The sequence below is a fragment of the Burkholderia sp. Se-20373 genome, assembly GCF_017104705.1.
Taxonomy (GTDB): Bacteria; Pseudomonadota; Gammaproteobacteria; order Burkholderiales; family Burkholderiaceae; genus Burkholderia.
The window spans coordinates 86,549-108,588 of the sequence record NZ_JAAGPH010000008.1; the positions used below are offsets into that span (position 1 = coordinate 86,549).

33 protein-coding genes are annotated in these 22,040 nt (G+C 58.7%); 18 read left to right on the plus strand and 15 right to left on the minus strand.

The features are described 5' to 3' along the window. The first annotated feature begins 3 nt into the window (after window positions 1-3). The 7 genes from G3N96_RS04925 (at window position 4) to G3N96_RS04955 (ending at window position 7,148) form a co-directional block, all read left to right on the plus strand. Entirely contained in the window at window positions 4-1,035 is a 1,032-nt protein-coding gene (locus tag G3N96_RS04925) for a hypothetical protein (RefSeq protein ID WP_206136459.1), read from the plus strand. Window positions 1,036-1,057: 22 nt separating this feature from the next. Beyond that, complete coding sequence (locus tag G3N96_RS04930) at window positions 1,058-2,578, plus strand: DNA cytosine methyltransferase (protein ID WP_346778877.1); 1,521 nt, start codon at window positions 1,058-1,060, stop codon at window positions 2,576-2,578. 9 nt (window positions 2,579-2,587) lie between these two features. Further along, the gene (locus tag G3N96_RS04935) at window positions 2,588-4,021 is read left to right on the plus strand and encodes a DNA topoisomerase (protein ID WP_206136461.1); all 1,434 of its coding nucleotides are present in this window, start codon (window positions 2,588-2,590) and stop codon (window positions 4,019-4,021) included. A 34-nt stretch (window positions 4,022-4,055) separates the two neighbouring features. After that, on the plus strand, window positions 4,056-5,234 hold the full coding sequence (locus tag G3N96_RS04940; RefSeq protein ID WP_206136462.1) for a hypothetical protein: 1,179 nt from the start codon (window positions 4,056-4,058) through the stop codon (window positions 5,232-5,234). A 38-nt stretch (window positions 5,235-5,272) separates the two neighbouring features. Further along, complete coding sequence (locus G3N96_RS04945) at window positions 5,273-5,944, plus strand: response regulator transcription factor (RefSeq protein WP_206136463.1); 672 nt, start codon at window positions 5,273-5,275, stop codon at window positions 5,942-5,944. A gap of 65 nt (window positions 5,945-6,009) precedes the next feature. After that, window positions 6,010-6,231 (plus strand): hypothetical protein, encoded by a 222-nt coding sequence (locus G3N96_RS04950; RefSeq protein WP_206136464.1) that lies wholly within the window; start codon window positions 6,010-6,012, stop codon window positions 6,229-6,231. Beyond that, window positions 6,228-7,148 (plus strand): zeta toxin family protein, encoded by a 921-nt coding sequence (locus tag G3N96_RS04955; protein ID WP_206136465.1) that lies wholly within the window; start codon window positions 6,228-6,230, stop codon window positions 7,146-7,148. Before G3N96_RS04950 ends, G3N96_RS04955 begins: the two co-directional genes overlap by 4 nt. Here the strand turns inward: G3N96_RS04955 and G3N96_RS04960 are convergent. The 14 genes from G3N96_RS04960 to G3N96_RS05025 all read right to left on the minus strand — a co-directional run bounded on the left by G3N96_RS04960 (window position 7,145) and on the right by G3N96_RS05025 (window position 13,886). Then, window positions 7,145-7,396, minus strand: a complete 252-nt coding sequence (locus G3N96_RS04960; RefSeq protein WP_206136466.1) for a hypothetical protein — start codon at window positions 7,394-7,396, stop codon at window positions 7,145-7,147. The two genes, G3N96_RS04955 and G3N96_RS04960, sit on opposite strands and share 4 nt — an antisense overlap. Before the next feature lie 43 nt (window positions 7,397-7,439). Then, on the minus strand, window positions 7,440-7,862 hold the full coding sequence (locus G3N96_RS04965; RefSeq protein ID WP_206136467.1) for a hypothetical protein: 423 nt from the start codon (window positions 7,860-7,862) through the stop codon (window positions 7,440-7,442). 27 nt (window positions 7,863-7,889) lie between these two features. Next, window positions 7,890-8,297 (minus strand): hypothetical protein, encoded by a 408-nt coding sequence (locus G3N96_RS04970; protein ID WP_206136468.1) that lies wholly within the window; start codon window positions 8,295-8,297, stop codon window positions 7,890-7,892. 32 nt (window positions 8,298-8,329) lie between these two features. Next, complete coding sequence (locus tag G3N96_RS04975; protein WP_206136469.1) at window positions 8,330-8,590, minus strand: hypothetical protein; 261 nt, start codon at window positions 8,588-8,590, stop codon at window positions 8,330-8,332. After that, window positions 8,587-8,817 carry a hypothetical protein gene (locus G3N96_RS04980; RefSeq protein ID WP_206136470.1) on the minus strand — a complete coding sequence of 77 codons (231 nt, stop codon included), beginning with the start codon at window positions 8,815-8,817 and terminating at the stop codon, window positions 8,587-8,589. Before G3N96_RS04980 ends, G3N96_RS04975 begins: the two co-directional genes overlap by 4 nt. A gap of 9 nt (window positions 8,818-8,826) precedes the next feature. Beyond that, window positions 8,827-9,132, minus strand: coding sequence for a hypothetical protein (locus G3N96_RS04985; protein WP_206136471.1), 306 nt, complete (start codon window positions 9,130-9,132; stop codon window positions 8,827-8,829). A gap of 10 nt (window positions 9,133-9,142) precedes the next feature. After that, entirely contained in the window at window positions 9,143-9,529 is a 387-nt protein-coding gene (locus G3N96_RS04990) for a hypothetical protein (RefSeq protein ID WP_206136472.1), read from the minus strand. A 145-nt stretch (window positions 9,530-9,674) separates the two neighbouring features. Further along, window positions 9,675-10,109 (minus strand): hypothetical protein, encoded by a 435-nt coding sequence (locus G3N96_RS04995; RefSeq protein ID WP_206136473.1) that lies wholly within the window; start codon window positions 10,107-10,109, stop codon window positions 9,675-9,677. Between the two features lie 17 nt (window positions 10,110-10,126). Continuing rightward, window positions 10,127-10,354 (minus strand): hypothetical protein, encoded by a 228-nt coding sequence (locus tag G3N96_RS05000; protein ID WP_206136474.1) that lies wholly within the window; start codon window positions 10,352-10,354, stop codon window positions 10,127-10,129. 19 nt (window positions 10,355-10,373) lie between these two features. After that, entirely contained in the window at window positions 10,374-10,724 is a 351-nt protein-coding gene (locus G3N96_RS05005) for an outer membrane protein assembly factor BamE (RefSeq protein ID WP_206136475.1), read from the minus strand. Beyond that, window positions 10,633-11,088, minus strand: a complete 456-nt coding sequence (locus G3N96_RS05010) for a hypothetical protein (RefSeq protein ID WP_206136476.1) — start codon at window positions 11,086-11,088, stop codon at window positions 10,633-10,635. Before G3N96_RS05010 ends, G3N96_RS05005 begins: the two co-directional genes overlap by 92 nt. A 38-nt stretch (window positions 11,089-11,126) precedes the next feature. Next, complete coding sequence (ssb, locus tag G3N96_RS05015) at window positions 11,127-11,567, minus strand: single-stranded DNA-binding protein (protein WP_206136477.1); 441 nt, start codon at window positions 11,565-11,567, stop codon at window positions 11,127-11,129. 67 nt (window positions 11,568-11,634) lie between these two features. Next, window positions 11,635-12,855 (minus strand): tyrosine-type recombinase/integrase, encoded by a 1,221-nt coding sequence (locus G3N96_RS05020; RefSeq protein ID WP_206136478.1) that lies wholly within the window; start codon window positions 12,853-12,855, stop codon window positions 11,635-11,637. A gap of 2 nt (window positions 12,856-12,857) precedes the next feature. Continuing rightward, entirely contained in the window at window positions 12,858-13,886 is a 1,029-nt protein-coding gene (locus G3N96_RS05025) for a hypothetical protein (protein ID WP_206136479.1), read from the minus strand. 380 nt (window positions 13,887-14,266) lie between these two features. Between G3N96_RS05025 and G3N96_RS05030 the strand changes: the two genes are divergently transcribed. The 11 genes from G3N96_RS05030 (at window position 14,267) to G3N96_RS05080 (ending at window position 21,314) form a co-directional block, all read left to right on the plus strand. Continuing rightward, window positions 14,267-14,557: a hypothetical protein gene (locus G3N96_RS05030; protein ID WP_206136480.1), complete on the plus strand. Its 291-nt coding sequence runs from the start codon at window positions 14,267-14,269 to the stop codon at window positions 14,555-14,557. Window positions 14,558-14,811: 254 nt separating this feature from the next. Next, the gene (locus G3N96_RS05035) at window positions 14,812-15,849 is read left to right on the plus strand and encodes a DNA-binding protein (protein WP_206136481.1); all 1,038 of its coding nucleotides are present in this window, start codon (window positions 14,812-14,814) and stop codon (window positions 15,847-15,849) included. A gap of 62 nt (window positions 15,850-15,911) precedes the next feature. Then, on the plus strand, window positions 15,912-16,592 hold the full coding sequence (locus G3N96_RS05040) for an AAA family ATPase (RefSeq protein WP_206136482.1): 681 nt from the start codon (window positions 15,912-15,914) through the stop codon (window positions 16,590-16,592). 194 nt (window positions 16,593-16,786) lie between these two features. After that, window positions 16,787-17,056, plus strand: a complete 270-nt coding sequence (locus G3N96_RS05045; RefSeq protein ID WP_206136483.1) for a hypothetical protein — start codon at window positions 16,787-16,789, stop codon at window positions 17,054-17,056. 160 nt (window positions 17,057-17,216) lie between these two features. Continuing rightward, complete coding sequence (locus G3N96_RS05050) at window positions 17,217-17,888, plus strand: hypothetical protein (protein WP_206136484.1); 672 nt, start codon at window positions 17,217-17,219, stop codon at window positions 17,886-17,888. Between the two features lie 24 nt (window positions 17,889-17,912). Further along, a complete protein-coding gene (locus G3N96_RS05055; protein WP_206136485.1) occupies window positions 17,913-18,308 on the plus strand; it encodes a hypothetical protein in 396 nt (131 codons plus the stop codon). Window positions 18,309-18,329: 21 nt separating this feature from the next. Beyond that, a complete protein-coding gene (locus G3N96_RS05060) occupies window positions 18,330-18,584 on the plus strand; it encodes a type II toxin-antitoxin system Phd/YefM family antitoxin (RefSeq protein ID WP_206136486.1) in 255 nt (84 codons plus the stop codon). Between the two features lie 198 nt (window positions 18,585-18,782). Further along, the gene (locus tag G3N96_RS05065) at window positions 18,783-20,081 is read left to right on the plus strand and encodes a DUF6402 family protein (protein WP_241022487.1); all 1,299 of its coding nucleotides are present in this window, start codon (window positions 18,783-18,785) and stop codon (window positions 20,079-20,081) included. Window positions 20,082-20,098: 17 nt separating this feature from the next. Further along, window positions 20,099-20,488, plus strand: coding sequence for a hypothetical protein (locus tag G3N96_RS05070; protein WP_206136487.1), 390 nt, complete (start codon window positions 20,099-20,101; stop codon window positions 20,486-20,488). 58 nt (window positions 20,489-20,546) lie between these two features. Then, complete coding sequence (locus G3N96_RS05075; RefSeq protein ID WP_206136488.1) at window positions 20,547-20,876, plus strand: H-NS family nucleoid-associated regulatory protein; 330 nt, start codon at window positions 20,547-20,549, stop codon at window positions 20,874-20,876. A 30-nt stretch (window positions 20,877-20,906) separates the two neighbouring features. Beyond that, window positions 20,907-21,314 (plus strand): hypothetical protein, encoded by a 408-nt coding sequence (locus G3N96_RS05080; protein WP_206136489.1) that lies wholly within the window; start codon window positions 20,907-20,909, stop codon window positions 21,312-21,314. Between the two features lie 32 nt (window positions 21,315-21,346). Here G3N96_RS05080 and G3N96_RS05085 read toward each other — a convergent pair whose 3' ends face one another. Then, entirely contained in the window at window positions 21,347-21,913 is a 567-nt protein-coding gene (locus G3N96_RS05085) for a hypothetical protein (protein WP_206136490.1), read from the minus strand. Window positions 21,914-22,040: the final 127 nt, after the last annotated feature.

A 22,040-nucleotide genomic window follows, 5' to 3' on the forward strand; every position in this document is an offset into this window, starting at 1 on the left:
CCAATGAGCGAGTTCCAAAAGAAGGCGGAAGGTATTTTCGCGCGCTTCGCCGAAAAGCTGTCGAAGGTCGATCTCAAGATGGCCGTCAGTCTCCCTGCCGTGATCGGCGCGACGGTAGTGGCTGCTGGTTGTGCGCTGGAAGCTCAGGGCCAGCTTGGCCTTCTCCAGCATGGAAGCGTGGAGGCGATTGGCGCGTACAAGCAGACGCTTGGGCAGTTCCCCTTTGGGGAGTTCCTTCTTCGTGGCATCGAGGGCAAGCTTCCGTCGTTCGGCGGCAACACCCAGGCGCGCGGCTTCGCATTCATGGTAGCTGCCCCGATCGTCAGTGCAGCCGCGGTCACGCTCTCGCGAGGCTTCCAGAAAATCCGGGGGGCGTTGCATGGTCAAGCTGCACTTTTGCAGCGTGAGGCGACGCAAGCGTCTATCGCCGTCGAGCCCGAACCGGTAGATGACGAGGGGCGCTATACCTGGGCGCGGAATCGGTCAACGGAAGCCGGGCAAGGGCAGGATTGGCGGCACACCATGCAGGCCGAGATGCGCGAGCCGCCGGGGACGGTTGAAATGCTCAGGCGAATCGCGCTTGCGCATCGCGTCAACGTGCTCGATCTGGAACTGCGTGGCGAAAAGGTAGTGCTGAATACCGCACGTTTCGCGCGCGAGCATGCTGCACCGCCGCCGTGGTCCGACAGCAATCCGGCGTTCTTCCGGCCGATTTGCGAGGTTGATTCGCCTTTCTGGCGAGAGACGGAGCGGCAAGTCTACATCCTCAATCGATTCGCGCGTCAGCATGGATTGAATGCCGGCGCGCTGTACGTGCGTGACGATGTGGTCTATGAGGAGAACCCTAGTGCGTTCGTGGATCGCAAGGTTTCCGACGTCAATTCGTTGGAATGGGATGCGGCGCTTCGCGAGTTGATCAGCGATGAGTTGGGCTATCCGCCGGCCAACCTCGAAGACCATAAGCGATGGGATCGGGAGGAGCACGAAGCCTACGGCACCTCGCCGATCCAGCGTACCAAAATCCGTATGGCGTAGGTCGTGCGTCGGAGGCCACGCTGTGAACGGTTATTTCGTCAAGAACATAGGGGCCAATCGCGGGAAGCCGCGCATTTGGCTTCAAGGACTGGAGCTTGAGAAGGCAGGGTTTCAGCCGGGCGCCAGCTACGAAATCGATGTCAAAGGCAATTCCGTTGTTCTTACGGTGAAGGCAGATGGCACCAGAATCGTGTCTCCGAAAAAAGTCCGTGAGCGGACTCTGCCGGTCATCGATTTGAACAGTAAGGCGCTGCTCGCCATTTTCGACGGCATGGCGGCCGTGCGAGTCATTCCGAAGGATGGTGAAATTTACATCGTCCCGCTCGCCTCGGAAATCAAGAAGCAGGAGCGGTTTCAGCGACTACGAGAAAAGTTGGAGCAAGGCGAGCCGCTGGCGATCGGAAGCCTCTCGCATGGCGGGGGGATTCTTACCCACGCGATTCATGAGGGTCTGCGCCGTGCCGGTATCGAGGCGAAGCTGGCATTTGCAAATGACATTCGGCCTGAGCTAATCGAGCATGCGTCGCAGAGAAACGACGCTTGGTCGCATGACACGGTTCCTCTAGCTGCGCCGATGCAGGAGCTTGCCTTTGACGATCGTGCATTGGCGCAGGTGCCGAAGGTCGAGATCCTCGAGGCCGGAATCCCTTGCAGTGGTGCGAGTCGGGCGGGTGTCGCAAAGCGAGGGCTGAAGCACCCGGAGGAACATCCGGAGGTCGGACACCTGGTGGTGTCTGCGTTGATCCTGCTTAACAAGGCCGCCCCTGCGGTCGTGTTGATCGAGAACGTCGTCACCTACGCCACGTCAGCGTCTGCCAGCATCCTGCGCACGCAGCTACGAGACCTCGGCTACACAACCCATGAGCGCGTACTGCGCGGTAAGGAATGGGGGGCCATCGACAACCGAGAGCGCTGGTGCATGGTGGCCGTCACCCACGGGATCAGCTTCGATTTCGATCAGCTCATGCCTCCAGATACCCTGCCGCGTGAACTCTCGGAGATTTTGGACCCGATTGGGCCGGACGACTCGCGGTGGTCCACGATGCAGGGTCTCAAAGACAAGCAGGTGCGAGACAAGGCCGAAGGCAAGAATTTCAAGATGCAGATCTTCGACGCATCGGATACGAGCGTAGGGACGCTCACGAAAGGCTACAGCCGCGTTCGAAGTACCGACCCGAAGCTTCGCCACCCGACGAATCCTGAATTGCTGCGGCAGTTCACGCCAGCCGAGCACGCGCGCATGAAGACGATACCCGCACATCTGCTTGAGGGGGCGTCGGATACCGTACAGCATGAAATGGCTGGCCAGTCAGTGATTTGGGAGCAATTTGTGGACGTCGGCCATCACGCCGGCAATGCACTAAACCGCGTTGTTGGTAGGCCGGAAGTCACCCTTCCTGTCGTCGCGGACGGCGACCCGCCAGCAGTAAGGGCTGCGAAGGAAAGATTCCTCGCTGAAAACGTCGTTGTGGTACCGGACGACTACATGCCGGCGACCGATGACGTTCCGCAGGCTCCTATTCGCAAACTTCGAATTATGTAAGGGCACTCGATGACTAAGCGCACCATCCTCACCGAAAAGCCTGACGTTGCAAAGCACGTTGCCGAGTTCTTCGGCATCGAAAAACGTCTGCCGGGCGCGTATTTGCTGAAGAACGGCGACTACGTCACTAACAATGTCGGGCATCTTCTCGGAATCGGGTCTCCCGAGGACTACATGAGCGAGGCGCAGAAGGCCGCGCGCGGTTTCGATCAGTTGCCGATTCTGCCGCCGAAGTTTCGGCACTTTGCCGACAAGGAGAAGGCCGACCAGCTTCGAACGGTCGTGAAGCTGCTCAAAGAGGCGGACATCATCGTCAACGCGGGCGATATCGACCGTGAAGGACAGTTGATTGCAGACGAGGTGATCGCGTATGCCGGGTTCAATCCCGATGGCAGCGGGAAACCAGTCGAGCGCGTGTTAATCACCGCAAACAACGAGGCTTCGCTTCGCAACGCCTTCGCTTCGCAGAATCGCAGAAAGAACGGTGAGCCACAGTTCGTGAACAGGCGATTCGCCGGCGAGGCTCGCTCAGAAGCGGACTGGCTCATCGGCATGAACGGTTCGCGCGGTGTGCGGGCGGCAATCGGCGTTCGCCTGGATGAAGCGCTGTCAGTGGGTCGAGTCCAGACTCCGACGCTCGGTCTCGTGGTCATGCGTGAACTGGAGATCCGCAATTTCAAGGCGATCACCTATTACGTGCCCGAAATCGAATTGCCTGACGGCCGCGTGCTCGAATGGACAGGCCGTCTGGAGGGTGCGGACCAGACCGGTATCGACAGCGAAGGCCGAATCATCGATCGGCGCGTTGCCGAGGGCATCGTGGCGCGTATCAAGGCGGGGCTGGAGGGCGTTGTCACGCACTTCGCCGCGATCGACCGCGAGCAGGAACCGCCATTGCCGTTCAACCTGGCGAAGCTTCAGTCGGAAATGTCGGCGCGGCACGGTATGTCGGCAAAGGAGACGTCGAAAGCCACGCAGTCGCTGTATCAGACCCGCAAGATGGTCACCTATATCGGCACCGATTGCCAGTTCCTTCCACAGTCGATGCATGAAGAAGCGCCCGACGTGTTGAAGGGAATCTCCGGACAGTACATGAAGCTCGCGAGCGGTACGAACCCGGCTTTCAAGTATTCGTGCTGGAACGATTCCAAGGTATCTGCGCACCACGCAATCATTCCGACAGGTGAACTGGCCAGCGGCCTGACGACGGAAGAGCAGCGCGTGTTCGATGCAGTCGCGCGTCGCTATATGGCGCAGTTCTATCCGAAGCACAAGTTTGTCGAGAACAAGCTCGAGGCCGAGTACGGACAGGACGTGTTCGCCTCTGGATGGCGCAAGACGCTTGTGGACGGCTGGAAGGTTGTGGATCAACAAGCGGACGAAGACGTAAAGGATGCCGAATCGTTGGAGAGCAAGCCTGCGATGAAGCTGAGAAGCAAGTAGTCAATGAGTAAGTGCTCTTGTACAGGAGAGGAGTATGTCAATGACGATGGCAGTTCGACCGGATTACTTTGTGGATGACTTCGGCCAGAAAGACCATGATGGCTTCGCAGTATTCGAGATCGATGATGAAGGCGCGGTATGTGGAATGGTAACGGGGATAAACCACCCCACACGTGAGGACGCGGAGCAAGAAATGGCCGAGTTGTCTGGTTCTGCGATGCAAGCGACCGCTGTGCCGCCGGGGCGAACCACTGTACGCCTGTTTGAAGCAGATCGACAGCTTGTCCGGAATCTGTGTAGTGATCCGAAGGCTTCACTTTTTGAGGGCGGAAACGTCAGTGCTGTGGTGAATTCGGATAACACCATCTCCCTTCGGATGGCCGGGCTGAGTTACACCAATGACTGGATATTTTCGTCCGGCATGCTTCATCCATCGGATACGCGAACGGAACGTTCATCGGACCTTCTTGGTCATCTAGATGAGCCGATCGATTCGGAGTACGACAGTGATCAGATCGAGTACACCAACGATGTGTCTGGATGGTGGAAAGAGACCAAGGAAGGCAGCCGGTATCTCCTCCTTGTGATGACGCGGCATCCGAAGACGTCGCCGCGCCCGCAGCCAATTGATGGCCCGATTGCACGAGACCTTCCCGATTTGGTCGGTGGCAATGCTAGTGCTTCCGATCAATCACTTCAATCTCAGGTGATGCAAGAAATTTCGCGTTCAGGTAAGGCCGGGGCTCTGATGGTCGTGGCAAGTCGCTCGCCAGACAGTGTTCGGGCGATTGCTGGTCGGATGTTGGGGCGACCCGTACCGGGTGCGAGTATTGCGCCGTACATTGTGGTCGGCTTGCCGGATGGATTCAACGGGCACACGGCGAATTTTGTTGGAGAGCCGGTCGAGCGCGACGGCAATCTCGTGAAGCTCATATGCGCCGATCGTGGTCGGGAGTACAAGATCCGCTGGATTGCTGACGCGGATCTTCAATCTGCGATTGCCTCACAAGTGGCCAACGCAAAGGCATGGGAGTATCGCGACGAGAAGGAGGGGGTTTCGTTCCAGTCGCTTGATCGGCTTCCAGCCGAAAAGCGGGAACAATGGACGAGCGAACGTCCGCTCGATGCCGTGCCTGTCTCGTTGGTCGGTCTTGATGTGCGCGTGTCCGATCAGGCCGAGGAAAGGGTCGTTAAGCCGCGTATGCGGCCGTAAAGGGGGCACACGTCATGGCGAGTATCCCGAGCGTACTGGTGGCTGTCTCAGACCCGCTACGGTGCCTTGGCATCGAGGCGCTGGTAATAGGCGCAGGCGTCGCCAATGCGTGCACCTTCGCATCTTCGGCTCGAGACTTCTCCGAGAAAATGCGCCACCTGAAAAGCTACGCGGCCGTCATTATTGATCTGGACCTAAATGATGCGCCCGCGTTCGATCTCATTGGCCGCATGCGATCGCTCTCGCCGTCGGTGGGTGTTCTTGCCCTTGATTTAACGGCGGGCGCAGATCGCACGCTGCGAGCGCTTCGCAGTGGCGCGACCGGTGTCGTCGGCGTGCATGCGACGCGCGCGGAAATACTGGATGCATTGCGCGCCGTCGCCGCGGGTGGCAGATTTGTTCAAGCGAGTTCGCTGACATCGCTGATCAACCAGATCTCGGGGCAAGCACCCGAGCCGTCCCACGAAGACCTGTCCAATCGCGAGTACCAGACGCTCTGTTTGCTCGCGCAGGGATTGAGGTTGGTGGACGTGGCCGGACAACTGTCGATCAGCGTCAAGACGGCCAGCACCTACCGGTCTCGCTTGCTCGAAAAGCTTCAGCTTCGCACCAATGCGGATCTGATCCACTACGCGCTCACAAACGGCCTGGGCGTGACTGGAGCGGTGGCCGGCCGGGTGCGCGCCGGCACACTTGCCGAGAGGAGGTAGATGTTGCGCGCAGTACCATGCCGGGGAGTATAATGTCAATCAGAAGGTATCCAATGGAGTGGATCATGCCTGCTGACAAACTCGGCCGTTATATGACCAGCGACGTGTTTCTGGCACGCGCCAACGCGGCGGTGAAGAAGGCCGTCAGTAACCTTGAAGCGAAGGGCATCAAACCTGCCTACGTCGTGCGTGAGCCGAAAGAGGCTGCGACGGAGGTGTCCGGCGATGTCGTCAAGGTGAGCGTCGGCGCGTCCAGCGCGAAGCGTAAAACCCTCAAAGTCGCATGACCCTCACGAACGAAGAAGAAAAAGGCAATCCCGCAGTCATCATCTTCGCCGGGCCGAACGGCTCGGGGAAGTCAACCATCACAGAGGCAGTCGTCGGTGACCCGGATCAGTTTTCCGGGGAGTACATCAACGCCGACGACATCGCCCGCTCCCTCCAAGATCAAATTCCCGATTACCGCGAGCGCAACCTGAAGGCTGCGCAGATGGCGGAGGAACGCCGTCTTCAGGCGTTGCAGGAGGGGCGCGACTTCGCCTTTGAAACCGTCATGTCCACGCCCGAAAAGGTCGCGCTGATGACGCAGGCAAAGGCGCTCGGCTACCGCGTCTCCCTGTTCTTCATCACGACGGAAGATCCGGAAATCAACGTGCGCCGCGTCGCCGGCCGCGTTGCTGACGGTGGCCATGCTGTCGAGCCGGACGCGATTCGTCGTCGCTATGCTGCGACTATGGATCTGCTGCCGGCCGCGTTCGAGCACGCGGACCAGGCGACGGTGATCGACAACTCAGAAGAGCCAGGCAACTTGCGGATCGTAGCCACGAAGGCTGATGAAGAGGTGGAGTTTCCGGTCGAGGATGCAGTCCTGCCTTGGGTAGCCAAGAAGCTGACCGATCCCTACATGCGGCGGCTCGCGTCACGCAAGCTGCTGACGGCCGCTCTATCGGATGGTCGTTCTGTTCGCGTCGCCGAGGCGGCGCACGGCAAGGACTACACCGGCGTGGTAGTCCGGGTCACCGAGCACCACGCGTTGCAGGACGTGGCGGGTGAACTGCTGCTGCACGATCGGCAACTGGCATCGACGGTGACGTATGTAGTGGGTCAGGAGCAGACCGTGAGCTATCGGTACGAGCACGGCAAGATCGTGCCGGTCGACGCTCCCGCGGCAACGATGCGGCCACAGGCACCGAAGCGGAGCTAGGAATCGACGGTGCATTCGCGCTTATCGGCCGCGCCGTAGGTGTAATTGTTGTCGATCCAGCGCTTCGCCCATTCGATACCTCGCTCGTGGGCTTGTGATCGAAAGACACGATTGCCAAGGTCAACGAACACGAAACGCTCACCGTGCTCGCGCTCAACAATCGCACATGATTCGAAGAGTCGCTGCTTCGCTAGGATGATAGGTGCCGCATCTATCGTCCAGCCTTTGTAGGTGGTCATGCGTTTCATCGCACCCTCGACGGTCGTGTCGTTAGGTGCTGATGGTACGCCGTCAGGCCGAGACAGTCTTGTATTGAATCAGCCACACAAAATAGCCGTCGAACGTTCTTTCGTACTCGACCACTCTTGCAAGTTGCAGTTTGGACGACCCAAACCAGTCGCGCAGAAACGCTTCGACGGCGGTGGCCTCGCCCATGCCACTTGCACGCGGCCAGTACGTGCCGTAGCGGTCACCGAAATGCTTCTGCCGAAGCAAGTTATAGCGCTCGCGATCGTCGCCTTGCAACCGATCGAAAATCTGATCGGTGTAGACAGCGCCGTTCTCTTCGACCCGTGTCGGGCTCCGCCAAAGCACTTTGCCCGAGGGGCGATCTTCGGGCCGGGCCTTGTTGCGCTCATTCAGGTGCATCCAGAGGGCGATGCCAATATAGGCGAAGATTGCGAGGACTCCGAGTTGCGTCCACGTCACGTTCATGATGGTCTCCGTTGTGTTCGGTTGCGACTAGACTCGGTGCCGCGCTTGTTTCGGAGCAGACGACGCGGGCTCCACGGCCGCCTTTAGGTCGGGCGAGCAAATCATGTATTCGCCGCGGTCATCGGCATTCGTGAATCGCTCCAGAACGAGAAGCTCATCGTTCGCGAGGCGACGCGCCTGGTCGATCTCTGCGAAGTAGGTTCCCACGGCGCGTGCTTCGTCATTTGAATTGACCACGAGTGCCCGCCGTAAAGGCGAGCCTGACAGGCGATATCGCTGCGCAAGACTTTCGATCGCCGCTTGCCGATCGGCGATCGGCTCAAGCTCGTAGGCAATCTTGCCTGCCGCGTTCGCAACCGACAGGATAAAGCGGCCGGCGCGGTTGGGCTGTGCCTTCAACTCACGCTCGACGCGGTCCTTTATTTCGTAGTCCATTCGAAGAATCGTCACTTGTGCGCTTCCTTGTTTTATCGGTCTCGTCGGTATTGCTTCGGGTTATACAGTGCGGCCTTCCACGGTGCCTCTTGCACTCGGCCCTTCTTTTTGTCATGGGCAGTCTTATGACCCTCCAAACAGAGTGCGGCGATGGCGAACGCACAGCCGATGGCGAGTGCTGCCATCAATGCATACGGCACCATGGCGACAGAGATAAATTCAAACTTTGCGATGGGCGCCAATGCATCGATTGCGATGGCTGCCAATGCATCGATCGCGATACGAATGCTCATCTCCTATCCTTCATTGGGAGTGCGGGCTTGACCGCTTGTGCGCGCTGTGGCCGAGTGGCCTTCAGCGCAATCGCATTGGCTTGCCCGCCGCAGCGCGGGCACTCCCACTGAATGCTGCTGGCCATACCTTGACCATCCAGTCCCGCGTAGAAAAAGCTGTCGTCACGCACTTTGTACGTGATCGGCTTCGCATGGCCGAATACTCGGCACCAAAGGCGTTTTAGCATGTCCGATTCCTAGTGCTCGCAGTAAGCGTCTCGACGAGCCTTCCATAGGACCGTAATCGCGTCCAGGTTGGTCGCAAAGCGTCCGAGTTCCCGGCAATCGCTATCCGACGCGCTGTCATACGGCGCATTGATCGAGGCTTGCCATTCGCCGGCCGCGCGCCGCTCGTACCCGCCGACGCATTCGTAACCACCCGGTGTTGTTGGTGACGTGGGGCACCGGCGATGCAGGAAGCCGTTGGCCTTGGCCGCATCGCCGTTAATGTTGCGCTCGATGTAGAAATCGCCGTCATCGAGCAGTATCAGGTGCTTGTCCATCGTCCCCTCGTTAGCCATTGCTGCGGTGTGCTTTCGAGCTGACGGGATTCCAGCGCAGCGGATCGCTACGTTTGTGGTCCACGTCACCATCGGACGTCCTCATATGGACGCCGGTGTCTTCGCATACGAGGCCGTCTCGAACAGCGCCAAGCGAATATGCCTCGTTCTTGAAGTAACAGAACGAGAAGGGGTCTTGCGACGCCTGGTGAGCGGCGAGTTGACTTGCCTGGTGATTGACCAGTTCGCCGGCGATCTGCTGCAGATCCTGATGCAGCATTACCAGATGGGCTTGCGTGACCTGTTGTGCTGCATCCGGCGAGGATACTGCGGCGGACGATTGCGCGAATGCGAAGCCCGAAGTTGCCAGTGCTGCGACTGCGAGAATAATCTTTTTCATTGCTTGTCCTAGAGCGGCTACCGGCCGATGCGGGGCGCGAGCGCGCCAAGTTCTTCTTACGCGTGACCGGAGCTACCCCAATCCCACGTCTGGTGATATAGCGGCAACGATCACAACGATCACACGTCCATTGGCATCAGGTTCTTCACTGCGGCGCGATACTTGGTCGAAAAGGGCCCTTGGCAATCTCCGGATGTCGCGCTTTCGTGGTATCGACGAGCGTGTATCGCCACGTTCCACAGGGTGAGTGGATTTCGATCGACCATGGTGCATGTAACGCCGCTTCATCGAAACCCGTGTGGAACATTTCCCGCGTACCGCAGAAGACGTTGAACACACGCGCGAACTTGACCTTCCCATCAGAAGCCAGAGGTTGAAGTCTCATGCTCGCGTCGGGTTCGCCCACGCTGTGACCTTGGATGGAGAAATTCTCGGTCAGCAACAGAGAATCGTAAGCTCCCCATTGGCCATCGTTGTACTGCTTTTCGATCTGGATAGACTTGGCACTCCAATCGGCCGCGAAAGCCTGAGCGCACAGAGCTAGCGAAAACAGACCGACTAGAAGCTTGGTTGTAGTCAATCTTTCCTCCGGCCCGATCAGTCTTGCTTCGCGTTCGAGTAGTGAGTTTGCAGCACTTCTAAGTCCTGTCTCACTACCTCGACGTGCGGGCGATAACTCTGCGCGAGTTCGGCGAGAGACTCGATGCCTGGCAGTTTCATCTCCATCGTGTCCATCGAGAAAGCCATTCGGAGCCTGGCGATCGCCGCGGATCGGCGATGGCTCGCCAGTGAGGCGCGTTTAACTCGCTTGAGGATGGTCGGCATAGTTGGCGTGTCGGTTGCGTTACAGGTTGCGATGGTTGTAGTCGTAGCCTGTCACCACACCGCGCGAGTTGAACCGAATGGTCAGCTCGCTGTTCTTCTCCGAGCGGCCGAGCATGTTCAGGCCGGGAAGGAAGGCAAGCGCGGAACTCTCGACGCGCTGGTAATGCCATGTCGCATTGCCTTTGTCGTCGCTCGTCTGCTCGCTCGGTTGGCCGAACTTGGTGAGCACGTCATTTTTCGTCGTTCGGCCCGCCTGGATGGTCGATACGCTTGCATCATCAGCGACGGCGGGGGAAGCTCCAACGGCGCAGCCGCTCAACAAAGCTGCCGCGAGGAGCATCGTTGCCGTCGTGGTCAGGATTCGTTTCATCTTTTTCTCCGTGCAGTGGTTGGCCTTCCGGTGCAGCTTGTGCCGGATCATCCGGTTGGCCCGACTCGTCGGGCATTTCGCCCTTGGATTTCTTGATGCCGTTCTCGGCGGCAATCTTCATTACGTCAATAACGAACAGATCACGCTTTTCCTTGAGCGCTTTCCTTATCCACGAGTGCGGCACGTATGCCTCACCGTTGTACACACCGATCACTTCCGGGGGATCAGAAAGAGAGCGCTTCTCCGCGCCGTCCGCGCCGTCGGGATGAAGTAGGGCGGGAATCATCGCCTCGCCAATTGCTTCGCAGTAGCCGACCCATCCCATGTCAACGCCGCCGTTGCTGACGATGTGGAAAAACGCCACGGGCGTCCGTCCACTCCTTGCTCGCATGGCTGCCATCGTCAGAAGGGCGCTTCGTTTTCAGGCTCGTCCGACGCGGCTGCCGGGCTGCTTGCTGTAGCAGCGGGCCGGGAAGAGGCCGGTGAGGGCTGAGCCGCGTCGCCTTCACGTCCGGCCTCTGCGCCAGTCGGGAAAAGGACATTGGCGACGACCTCGGTGATGTAGCGATCCTGGCCGTCCTGCTGGTACTTGCGCGTGCGCGTGCGCCCCTCGACGTACACCTCCGTGTCTTTCTTCAGGGTGCGCGCCAACTCCGCCGGCGGGCCGAACACCGAAATGCGGTGATAGTCTGCGAATTCCTTCCAGTCGCCGCTGCCTTTCTCCTGATAGCGTTCGTAGGTCACGATTCTGAGGTTGGCAACCATGCCGCCGCTCGGCATGCTCCGGCCCTCTGCGTCAGCCGTCAGACGACCGAGAAGGATCTGCTTGTTGATGCTGCTCATATATCCCCCGATGAATTGCGTATCGTATATATGATGCGTGAAATTTGCCTGACACGCAATGTCGGTTTTAGCTCGGCTTATCGCCGGACTCAGACCAACGGATGCGGTGCTTGTCGTTGAGGTCGCGGTGCAGCTTCAAATCTTCGGTGTGCGAGTAGATGGACGTCGTGGAAATGCTTTCGTGTCCCAAGACCGCTTGTACTGTGCGCAGGTCCGCTCCAGCGTTCAGCATGTCGGTTGCGGCAGTGTGGCGCATCCAGTGCGTCGAAGCCGCCTTCAGACGCGAAGCGCTTTCCGGATCGCTTCGAGCGAGCACCGACTCGGCATGCTTGAAAATTTCCTTGAACAAGACCCACACCGACTGCCGCGTGAGTGGTCGGAACGCGGTTTTGGCGCGAAGCGAGAACACGAGCGGCGTCGCCTCGGCCGGGGCTGGCCATGGCGATATGCCGAATGCCTCACGGTAGCGTGAGATCTCGGGCAGGAAGGCGTCCGGGATCGGGATGGCGCGTTCCTTGTCGCCCTTGCCGATCACCGTCAGGAAATGGCGCTTGCGCGCGTCATCTCGGTCCTGAATGGCAGAAAACCCGCCCATCGTCCCGTTGATCGCTTCCGCAGTACGGATGCCGGTCATATAGAACAGCGTCGCCATCCATCGCCAGCGGGCGTGGTGCTGCCGCTGATAGACGGTTTCGCGAGGTAGTTCCTCGATAGCGGCGAGTACCGCGCCCCACTGATCCTCGGTCAGAAAGCGTGATTGCGAGCGCTCTGGTTTCTTCAGGCGACGGCGGTTGCGAATGATGGGATTTCCGGCCAGGTAGCCCACGCTGCGCAGCCACTCGAACATCGACCAGATGATGCCCTGTGCGTAACGGATGCTCGATGGCCGTAGCGGGCCGGCGAACGGCCGATAGTCCTTCGACACTCCGCCATCCTTGTCGCGCCGACCACGCTTCGTGCCCACCCAAACCGATCGCGGCTGAGGATCGGCGAGGAATGCGAGATACGCGTCCCAATCCTCGTAGACAACGGATGACAGTGGCTTGCCGCGACTCGCCAGCACCCACACATAGAAGCGCACGACCTCCTTTTCGTAGGCGGCGTAGGTCTTCTGCTGGTCGGCGAACTGGCCCAACCAGAGCCGAATTGCTTCCCAATCGGTATTTGCTGCGATCTGCTGCCTGCCGGCACCCCGGTTCTCGCCCGCACTGCCGTCGAGCGAGGGCGGAAGCGTGGCGTTCAGCGCGAGTGCGAACGCCTGGTTGGGAGTCGTCGTAAGTGCCGTCATCGTCACGCTGCTGCCTGGGTCTTGTGTTGGGTCACCACGTCGTCCAAGCTGAACTCGTCATCGCTGTCCTTGGCGTCACCATCTGCCGCCGCGGAAGCTGCTCGCGCCCGCTTGTTCTGCTCGCGCTTTTCGGATTTCGCGTACACCTGCTGCACCTCTTGGTGCGCGTCAAAAAGCGCCTTCAGGCTCGCGGCCGACATGGTGACCGTCTTGCCCTCCAGTTCGGCCTCGTTGCCGTTCAGCAGCGTTTGGAGGTTCTCGCGATCGCTTTCCGACAGCCGAGTGTAGAAGGTATCGAGCGAAGAAACCACCTTGCTGACAACCTGACGCGGGATCGCCGGGCCGTACAGGGACTTCGCCGTGACCTTCTTGCCGCCGTTGGCGCGCTCCTTCTCAAGGCGCTCGATCAGGATCTCGAGGGTTTTCTTGCTGCCGTGCTTACGCAGTAGGGGTAGGACCACATCGGCCGCCACCTCTTCTTTGATAAGCATTTGTTGGATCGCCGTGTCCGACTCTGCCAGCATGATGCCTTGCTCGATATGTGTGTCAGATCTTCGAGCGCGTTTGGAGATGCGCTGCACCGACCAGCCGAAGCCGCGAAGGCGACGATAGCCGTGTCCCGCTTCGAGGTGCGTGAGTTTCAAGCCTTGCTCACCGGTACCGACCATATGCGCGACCCGTTCGGCGTCGTTATCGCGCAACTGACGACATTCCACGGTCTGGATGTCGTGCCCCTCCTTAATAAGTTCCAGGTCAGCGATTAGCCGATTCTCGCCGTCGATGAGGATAACGACGCCATCCTCGACCCGGACATCGAGAGGAGGGAAGGTTGCTCCAGCCAACTTGGCTGCCTTGAGGCTGTCGATGTACTCGCGGCGCGCGGGCGTCATCACGCCGTTGACTTTCGCCCGGACGTTGAAACCTTCCTCGATCGTGATGAGGCGAGGGTCAACCTTGAAGTGGGTGACCTTCGATACGCCCTCGATGCTCTTGTCCTCGGCCATTGCCTTGAGGGATACGTGGTTTGCCATTCTGATCTCCAGTCGCGGGCCTCGAAGCCCGCTAAAAGCGAGAATTTCACTCAAAAAACACGTATCGCTATAACGATACGCAATCTTCGGGATGTTTCACGGCAAAACTGCGCCCCCGCTGCATCCCTTGCGCAGCAAAGCATTTCCGGCTAAATGCTGTCAATGTTCCACGGAAATGCGATGATCTAACCTGCCCCGCGCCTACTGAGTGACATAATAATCGTTATGTCAGATAAGAGCAAGTGAGAATCATAAAAATGACGTTGTACGTAATCATGAGTTGACTGCGAGTCGACGCTTTTCTATGCTTCGCGGCGTGCGTCGGCCGTTTCAACGAGCCCGCGCCGGCGAGCGCGCAATTCACCTTGGAGGAAGTTGGCATGCGCAAGGCACTGGATGGACAATCGATCGATCCCGCGGCCGTCGAGCGTGAGATCCTGCGGATCAACGCCGCGATCGACGGCTTCGCGGCCGCAATGAAAGTGGCCATGGCTAGGAAGGCCGCAGAGGGCCGCACCGGGTGGGACGACCCTTCCCTGCGCGCGACGATCGTCAGCGACTTGATTGCGCATGCGATCTGCGCGGACAAGTCGCCTGGGCATGAGGTTCATGCAGCAAACTACGCGATGATGCTGCACTACATCAGCACATCAAATCCTTCGATAGCTTAGCGTTCGATTCGATATGCTGCAATTCGATTGGATTCGATATCAAATGCTATCATTTGATATGATTCGATATCGAATCTGGTGAGTTATCAACAGTTTCTGTTGATAGCCCTGTTGATATGCTGCAAAATCCCGCCGCAAAGGGTTGATTTCGCGAAGATAGTTGTCCTCGCCTCGCGCAATCGAACCATTTGCTATCGAATGCAATCGTATGATTGCATTCGATAGCGTGTGATATCAAATCGAAGCGGAGTGGCATGAAATCGGGTACGAACAGACCTCGCGACCTTGACCTTGAAGACCGCATTCGTGCGGAGGTTGAGCGTATCCGCGAGGAGCACGCCTATCGCGGGGACTACCGGAAGCAGCTTCGAGCACTGATCGAAACCCTTTTCTTCAAGTTCGGCGAGCGCGCAGGCGCAACGCGTTTGGTTTCGCTGCTCGCCGAGGATGGTCGATCGCCAAGTACAAGCACCGCGCAGGACGAGATCAACCAGTTCTGGAAACGGCTTCAAGAGAGCGCAAAGGTCCGGATTGAGCGTCCAGATCTTCCCGACTTCCTTCTCGAAGTCTTCGGCCAGGCGGCGGCAACCGTCTGGGACAACGCCCTCGCCCAAGCAGACGCTGCGCTTGCGGCGTTTCGTGCTGAAGCCGAAGCATCCATAAGCGCTGCTGACACGCGCGCGGCCGAAGCCGATCGCCGCGCAACTGCGGCGGAAGCTGCCGCCCGCCAAGCTGCCGAAAGAGCGTCGGCGGCCGACGCACAACGTGAAGAGTTGGCCGTCCAGCTTGCGGGCGAACAAGCCGCCCGTCATGCCGCCGAACAATCGCTCGCTCAGGTGCGGGCCGAAAGCGAAGAGCGTGAGCGCAAGCGTGCCGAGGAAGCTGCCGATTTGCAGCGCACGATCGAAGAACTTCGGGCCGCTTCCGATCGTGTCGAGCGCGAGCAACGACGTTTGCTCGTAGTGGCGGATGACTACAAGACCGCTGCCGCACGCGATCGCGAAGCGAGGAAAGAGGCCGATGAGAACAATCGAGCGCTCAACATCGCCATGCAAAGCATGCAGGGCAACATCAATCGCCTCTCCAACGAGCGCGGAATCCTGGAGGGGCGCGCCGAAGCGGCCGAGAAACTGGCTGACCGCCTCCAGGAGGATCGCGACGCAGCTTTTGCGAAGCTGGCGGAGGCGACGGCGCGTGCAGCAGCAGCCGAAACCCGTGTTCGCGAACTGGAAGCCGCCTTATCCGCGCTGCATGGCGATGGTCGCGGCGCAGGCACGGCATCGGTCGCTTAGAAAACGTGCTATCAAGTGATAGCATTTGATATGATTCGATATAGTTACAAAGGGGCAATCGAATGAACGTGAATCCTGGCGTCAACGGAGACGAAGGTTCGGTTATCGCAGTCGCCAGCGAGAAAGGTGGCACTGGGAAGAGCACGACTATTACCAATCTCGCCGCTCATCTCGCCGGTGAAAGTCACGACGTAATGATTGTGGACTGCGATCCCCAGGCTACCGCATCGAACTGGATCGACCGCAGGAACAAGAAGATCCTCGAAGGTGCGCGGATCGCGAAGATTCACTGCACTCAAAAGTCGGGGAACGTCTACGAGACCGTTCAAGATCTCGCCACTCGCTACAAATACGTCCTCGTTGACGTGGGCGGTCACGACAGCAAGGAACTTCGAACGGCGCTTGCCGCGGTGGACAAGGTGTATGTGCCCTTCGCAGCAAGCCAAGCCGATCTCGAAACGCTGGACCACATGAACGAGGTCATCAGCTTGGCGAAGGGACTCAATCCTGAACTGCGTGCGTTTGGTCTGCTGAACATGACCCCGCACGATCCATCGCCGAAGGAAGTGCTCAACGCAAAGGCATTTCTCCAAGAATTCGACCAGATCCAATTGGCGGACACGACCATCGGCTATCGGAAGATCTACAAGCAAGCGCTTCTTGAAGGCTTCGGCGTGGTCGAGATGGACAACTCCAAAGCGAAGGCTGAGATCCAGTTGTTCGCATACGAGGTATTGGCATGAGCGGATTCGTCCGTCCTAACAGGAAACCCGCTGTAGACCCGGCTGCACTGGAGCGCTTTGCGTCAGGCGCGGACGAGCGACGCGCTGCCGTTGGCGCAGCGGAGCCGCCGGCCGCAGTGCCGGCAGCCGCACCTTCGCCTGCTCCCGCTCCCCGAGCGGCCGCCGCACCGGCTCCCGTCGCTACGCCCGCGCCGGTGGACTCGCCTGCGCCGGAGCCAGTGGTCGCCGCGAGCGCTGCGCCGGCTGCCGTTGAGCGACGCGTCGCCGCGGCACAAGCGAAAGCCACTACCGATGTCGCCGAAAAGGCTTCGGAGTCGGTGCTCTGGCGCGTCACGCCGTCCACGTTGGACCTCTACAACTTCGTCTTCGAACACACCAACGTCAAGAGCAAGCAAAAGCTTCTGGACCTGATCCTGCTTCCTGAGCTTGAGCGCCGCGCCGAAGAGATCCGCAAGGCGCTCTGACGCGATGAAGCCGCCTATCGAGCGCCCGGCTCACGGTCCAGTCCGATGTGAAGAATGCCGGCATTTCACTGGCACCTCGCTAACTTGGGGGTGCTCGAAGGGCTATGAGGCACCGAACAAGTACGTCTACCTCAAGGATGAGTGCGCGGATTTTGCCGCGATGACGCGCGACGAACTCATCTACAAGCGCTTTCGGCTCAACGCCGAATGGGTCGGCGACGCCGACATCAAAAAGCATCGCGGTACCGTGCGACGCACGGTCGGATCGCTGCGCAGCGCGCTCGATCTGTTCGGGCAATATCTGTCGTCCGAACAGATCGATGCGATCAAGCAAGCCCGCCTGGCCCTCGATGTGTTGGGTGATGATCTCGAACGCGCAGAGAAGATCGCACGGAAGGTGAAGCAGGACGCAGATGCGCGACGCGAGCGGGAGACGACGGAACGGCAAACCAAACTCATACTCGCGCAGCTTGGCGTTGCTTCCATCGGGACTGCATCTACGGACGAAGTGCTGAAACTGGCCGAGGACATTTCCGAGTTCGCAGGGAAAGCAGCGCGAGCATGGTGGGTCACGGCCACCGGAAGGCCCGAAAGTTCATTCGACTTCTACGTCAACTACAGTCTCGATGAACTCGCCAAGGTTGTTCGGAAATGTGCTGAACCCGACAGGCAGGCGAAGATGTCGCGACTGATTATGTCGATTGGGCAGCACCTCGACAAGCTCAATGATGCATGGCGGGATCATCCATCCCTCGAGGACTTCCGGCAGTTCCGAGTGTTCCAGGCCGACCGCCGCAGGATTGCTGCAATGGCCCGCCCTTTCCCCGATTGATTGTGCTCGCGACGAGGAGCCAACGTGACCAATCGCCCGTACAGACCGAAGAACCCGATGCTGCGCGCCACCTATGAGCAAATGCTAAAGGTCGGCGACACACGACGGCCGAACCAAGGTGGCCTGTCGAACGCCTTTTGCACTGCGCGCGATACCGGCATGATGCCCGCGTGGTGCCCGCCGGGCACCCCCTCGTTCGCAGCGGCAAAAGCTGGTCTGCAACGTCGAACGGACATACTTAAGGGCATGACCTATAGGGGCTTTGTCGCCCGGATCGATTTCGACGAGCGCGACAGAATTTTCGTCGGCCGCGTGCTCGCCGCGGATTCGGTCATCAGCTTTCACAGCAAGACAGTAGACGAACTGACGCGAGAATTTCACACGGCGATCGACCACTATCTGACTGAGCGCGATACATAGTCATTGTCCCCGGAGGCCGCTATGCTGACCATTACCGCCACCGATCTGGCGCGCCACACGCGGCAGATCCTCGACCAGGTTGCCCAGAGCGGCGAGACCGTCGTGATCAAACGCAACCAGACCGTGGTCGCACGTCTGGTGCCCGCCGAACCAGTCATGAATGCCACGCAGGCGCTCGATGGCCTGCCGCAGAGCCTCGGCACCGACGATGCGGCCCGCTGGTTGCGCGACAGTCGCGCCGGCTTTGAAGACGGGGTGCGTGATCCGTGGGCATGATCATCGACACTGGACTCGAAGATTTCCGGAAATTCCGGGTGTTCCAAGCTGACCGCCCTAAGATTGCCGCAATGGCACGCCCCTTATCAGAATAACTAGTGCGGCAGATTCAGCGACGACGTTGTGATCTAACAGTTGTTTTCATTATTATCGCCGGACGTGTCTGGGTATCGATTATTCTGACGAAAGTTCATTCAGATGCGTTATCCATCCATGCCAGTTGTCAAGAAAGTTCCGTATTATGAAATAAAGGCATCGTCGATTCCATTCTCGCCGCGGAAGTGGAAGGAATACGCTGGCATCAATGGATGCATTCCTTTGAATACACCGCAAGGTGTTTGCATGGACAGGCTTGCGCCTGGCGAACCGAAACCCTTCAAGCTACCGGAACCCGCGCCAGCGAAGAGTGACGCGGTGAAAGCCCCGGAGCCAGCAAAGACTCCGCCACCCAAGCAAGCCCCGCCTCCCACGTCGTCCGCGCCGGCCGATGCGGAAGATTGCGAGAATCCGCCTCCTTTTGATCTACTGGATGTTCCCGTGGCGATGGAGCAAATGAAATGGCCGGTCGCGGCCAAACTTGCCAGGCGATGGTTCAGCGGGCCCAAGCACATTTGGGATAACAGCTTCAAAACGGACCAGCCGTTTGACAATACCATCGTCACTATCGAGTGGGCGCTAAAATTCGGGAAGGTTAGAGAGCGATATGACGAGCTTATCTCGAAAAATATCTACAACGAGAATGCCAGAGCGCTGTTGAGAGATCGGCTGCGGCATGTGGTGAAAGAAAAATTCGGATCGTCGGTAGATTTTGATTTCCAGACGGTTGGCGACAAAGGCAATCTTGTCGAGTTTTGCAGGAAGTGGCAGTTTCAGTTGGTCAATGTGTCCAGCTTTGACACGACGGGAGGTCTCCCGTATGCGCCGACTGATTTGACCGCTGCCCTGGCGAACTTCAACATCTATGCCGCCATCGGGCGCGTTGAGTTTTACGGCGATAGATATTATAAATACGATAACCATGAAAAATCCAAATCATACTGCGCTGACTTGACCGCATCCATAACACATATCTACGTATACATAAAAGATAGCTACTCTTTCAATGACGGGAATCCGCCATCGAGCAGCCAATACTTGGGGCACTGGAACAAAAGCGGCATGATTATCACGAATGGCGGAAGAATTCGGGAGCTTTTGTATCGAAGCGGCGTAAACTCGAACCTAGGAAATTCACCTGACGTTGAGTCAACGGTTAAGTGGAAGTATCTGATCGATGACTTTCTGGATAAGCCAATCGATACACGTAAGGGCGTCGTCAAGAAATTTAGAGCGTGCGACGTACACTATCCCGTTTTCAACAAAACGTACAGCGACTGGAGAAACAAGCATAATCGCGGGGAGGATTTCGTGATATATTCAAACTTGCAATATCTCAAGCTGACCAACCCCATTAAGCTCAGTCTCGGCGAAATATGCAGGCCACCAGAAAACATGTAATCGCAATCGCGCTAGTCTTGGTGCTGGCGATTCCGTCGCTCGCGTTGCGGAAGTCATATGAGGCTTGCGAGAGCTATACGCAGACTCTTAATGGAGGGACGAAAGAGTACGGTGGCGAGAAGTACAAGATTGAGTTGTGTGGGGTGCCTCGCTCTTTTGGCGACGGTGACGAAATCCGCCTCCAAGTGATGGGGCCGGCAGGCGATGTGCTGGCGGAGAGATATTTTGCGGTGCGCACGATTAACGATGCAGCGCCTCGGGAGCTAGAGTACGGGGACGACAATATTTTCTACTACGACCAATCGAAGTCGTCTCCGTTGCGCTTCATTGCCATGCCGCCTTCCAGGATGGACTGGTGGACGGCAAGAGTACCTTTGCTGCAACGACTGCTCGCGGTCTTTTCATAGAAAAGCAGGATAATAGCGGCCCCCTGCTGCTTTTTCCTCTACGCATTTACAGAAACTCATGGAAGCTTTCACCCTGCACTCGCTGCAATTCAAGTTGCGCGAACTCGATGTTCAATTGGCTCAGGCCAAGGCCGCGGAGAAAAAAGCCGCGCTGGCCACGTTCAAGGAGCAGGTCGCCCATTACGGTATTACCCAACAGGAAGTGCTGTCGGCGCTCGGCTACATCGGAGCGAAGTCGAAGCGCGCGCCGGCGAAGTACTACGATCCGTCGTCGGGCCGCCGCTGGTCTGGTCACGGCCCGCGGCCGAAGTGGCTGGTCGGAAAAGATCTCAACGACTATGCGGTCGATCGCGTCCCGCAGCCGTGGTGGCCAGGCGACGACGCGTAGTACCGGCACGAACTTGAAACGGTGAGCGCGATGACGGATTTTCAACTGCTGGTTTGGGTCCAGCGCGCGATCGGTGAAGGCTGGGACGAGTCTCCCGATCCGATCATCTGGACGGCGGTGGACTTACTCGACGCGTCGTGGCGCAAGACACTGGACTACGTCGGTCAGGGTGGCAGCGGCTCAAACCAGGACGGCAAATATTCGCGGGTCGGCGATTACTTGGCGCGCGCCATCGGGAAGGATCGGATTCCCGTCCCAAGTCTCGCGCTGGTCGATGGCGAAGCAGTTTTCACGGACGGACGGCATCGTTTCGCGTGGTTACGCGATCATGGCCTGCGGGCCTTGCCGGTCGAAGTGGGACGCTCGGATGCAATGATGTTTCGAACACGGTTTGAGACTGCCGAGCGTGTCGGGCGGTTTGGTCCCGAGGCGCTGTGATTCGAAAGCGTGCCGCCTAGCGAGAGCACGCCCTATTGGGAACTGGACGACGAGTCCTGAGCCGGTTCACTTCGTCCCTTAACTTCGTCATCCGGCCGGCCATCTTCCACGCGGGCACCGGCCGCCGCCCGCTTCTTTGCGTTCACGTCCGATGCGCCGCCGAATTCTCCAACCCGCCATCGCTCCTTCTGGATGAGGCAGCGCAGCACGTTCATTGCCACCAGCTTGTCCTTGTACTCGTCCCGTATTGCGCGGAACAGATTCTCGATTTCTCCCATCACGCGTCGTGCGCGGACCACTTCGAGGATCACCCTCCGAACATCCGGATCGCGCTCGCGTCGATACAACTCGACCAGCTCCGAATGCATCGGCGAATCAAACTCCGGCAGTGTCTTGACGCCGTGAGGCTCGACCTTGTACGCGTCGCGCCACGCCGGCGGCCCGACTCGCTCGCGGCGCTTGAGCTTGCGCCCGAAGTCGTTCTCGATGAGCGTTTGGCAATGCCCGGCTTCCGCCACCGTTAGCCAAAATGGATAGAGCTTCACCTTCCCGTCATCGAGATCCGTGTACTCGTATTGATACTCCCAAACCGTCCCCATTTTTGACACCGGCACTGTATGGATATACAGTCTAACGCAAGGCGTCCGCTTGTCGATAGGCGGTTCGGGCGAATACGATACGGAGGCTGTCACCTGTCCAAGGAACCCCACGATGTCCGCCTGCAAA

Excerpts from the sequence above, each read along its gene's own strand:
- G3N96_RS04925 (WP_206136459.1), top strand. The coding sequence starts at position 4 with ATGAGCGAGTTCCAAAAGAAGGCGGAAGGTATTTTCGCGCGCTTCGCC.
- G3N96_RS04935 (WP_206136461.1), top strand. The coding sequence starts at position 2,588 with ATGACTAAGCGCACCATCCTCACCGAAAAGCCTGACGTTGCAAAGCAC.
- G3N96_RS04940 (WP_206136462.1), top strand. The coding sequence starts at position 4,056 with ATGTCAATGACGATGGCAGTTCGACCGGATTACTTTGTGGATGACTTC.
- G3N96_RS04950 (WP_206136464.1), top strand. The coding sequence starts at position 6,010 with ATGCCTGCTGACAAACTCGGCCGTTATATGACCAGCGACGTGTTTCTG.
- G3N96_RS04955 (WP_206136465.1), top strand. The coding sequence starts at position 6,228 with ATGACCCTCACGAACGAAGAAGAAAAAGGCAATCCCGCAGTCATCATC.
- G3N96_RS04960 (WP_206136466.1), bottom strand. The coding sequence starts at position 7,396 with ATGAAACGCATGACCACCTACAAAGGCTGGACGATAGATGCGGCACCT.
- G3N96_RS04965 (WP_206136467.1), bottom strand. The coding sequence starts at position 7,862 with ATGAACGTGACGTGGACGCAACTCGGAGTCCTCGCAATCTTCGCCTAT.
- G3N96_RS04970 (WP_206136468.1), bottom strand. The coding sequence starts at position 8,297 with ATGGACTACGAAATAAAGGACCGCGTCGAGCGTGAGTTGAAGGCACAG.
- G3N96_RS04975 (WP_206136469.1), bottom strand. The coding sequence starts at position 8,590 with ATGAGCATTCGTATCGCGATCGATGCATTGGCAGCCATCGCAATCGAT.
- G3N96_RS04980 (WP_206136470.1), bottom strand. The coding sequence starts at position 8,817 with ATGCTAAAACGCCTTTGGTGCCGAGTATTCGGCCATGCGAAGCCGATC.
- G3N96_RS04985 (WP_206136471.1), bottom strand. The coding sequence starts at position 9,132 with ATGGACAAGCACCTGATACTGCTCGATGACGGCGATTTCTACATCGAG.
- G3N96_RS04990 (WP_206136472.1), bottom strand. The coding sequence starts at position 9,529 with ATGAAAAAGATTATTCTCGCAGTCGCAGCACTGGCAACTTCGGGCTTC.
- G3N96_RS05000 (WP_206136474.1), bottom strand. The coding sequence starts at position 10,354 with ATGCCGACCATCCTCAAGCGAGTTAAACGCGCCTCACTGGCGAGCCAT.
- G3N96_RS05005 (WP_206136475.1), bottom strand. The coding sequence starts at position 10,724 with ATGAAACGAATCCTGACCACGACGGCAACGATGCTCCTCGCGGCAGCT.
- ssb (WP_206136477.1), bottom strand. The coding sequence starts at position 11,567 with ATGAGCAGCATCAACAAGCAGATCCTTCTCGGTCGTCTGACGGCTGAC.
- G3N96_RS05020 (WP_206136478.1), bottom strand. The coding sequence starts at position 12,855 with ATGACGGCACTTACGACGACTCCCAACCAGGCGTTCGCACTCGCGCTG.
- G3N96_RS05025 (WP_206136479.1), bottom strand. The coding sequence starts at position 13,886 with ATGGCAAACCACGTATCCCTCAAGGCAATGGCCGAGGACAAGAGCATC.
- G3N96_RS05030 (WP_206136480.1), top strand. The coding sequence starts at position 14,267 with ATGCGCAAGGCACTGGATGGACAATCGATCGATCCCGCGGCCGTCGAG.
- G3N96_RS05035 (WP_206136481.1), top strand. The coding sequence starts at position 14,812 with ATGAAATCGGGTACGAACAGACCTCGCGACCTTGACCTTGAAGACCGC.
- G3N96_RS05040 (WP_206136482.1), top strand. The coding sequence starts at position 15,912 with ATGAACGTGAATCCTGGCGTCAACGGAGACGAAGGTTCGGTTATCGCA.
- G3N96_RS05050 (WP_206136484.1), top strand. The coding sequence starts at position 17,217 with ATGACGCGCGACGAACTCATCTACAAGCGCTTTCGGCTCAACGCCGAA.
- G3N96_RS05060 (WP_206136486.1), top strand. The coding sequence starts at position 18,330 with ATGCTGACCATTACCGCCACCGATCTGGCGCGCCACACGCGGCAGATC.
- G3N96_RS05065 (WP_241022487.1), top strand. The coding sequence starts at position 18,783 with ATGCGTTATCCATCCATGCCAGTTGTCAAGAAAGTTCCGTATTATGAA.
- G3N96_RS05075 (WP_206136488.1), top strand. The coding sequence starts at position 20,547 with ATGGAAGCTTTCACCCTGCACTCGCTGCAATTCAAGTTGCGCGAACTC.
- G3N96_RS05080 (WP_206136489.1), top strand. The coding sequence starts at position 20,907 with ATGACGGATTTTCAACTGCTGGTTTGGGTCCAGCGCGCGATCGGTGAA.
- G3N96_RS05085 (WP_206136490.1), bottom strand. The coding sequence starts at position 21,913 with ATGGGGACGGTTTGGGAGTATCAATACGAGTACACGGATCTCGATGAC.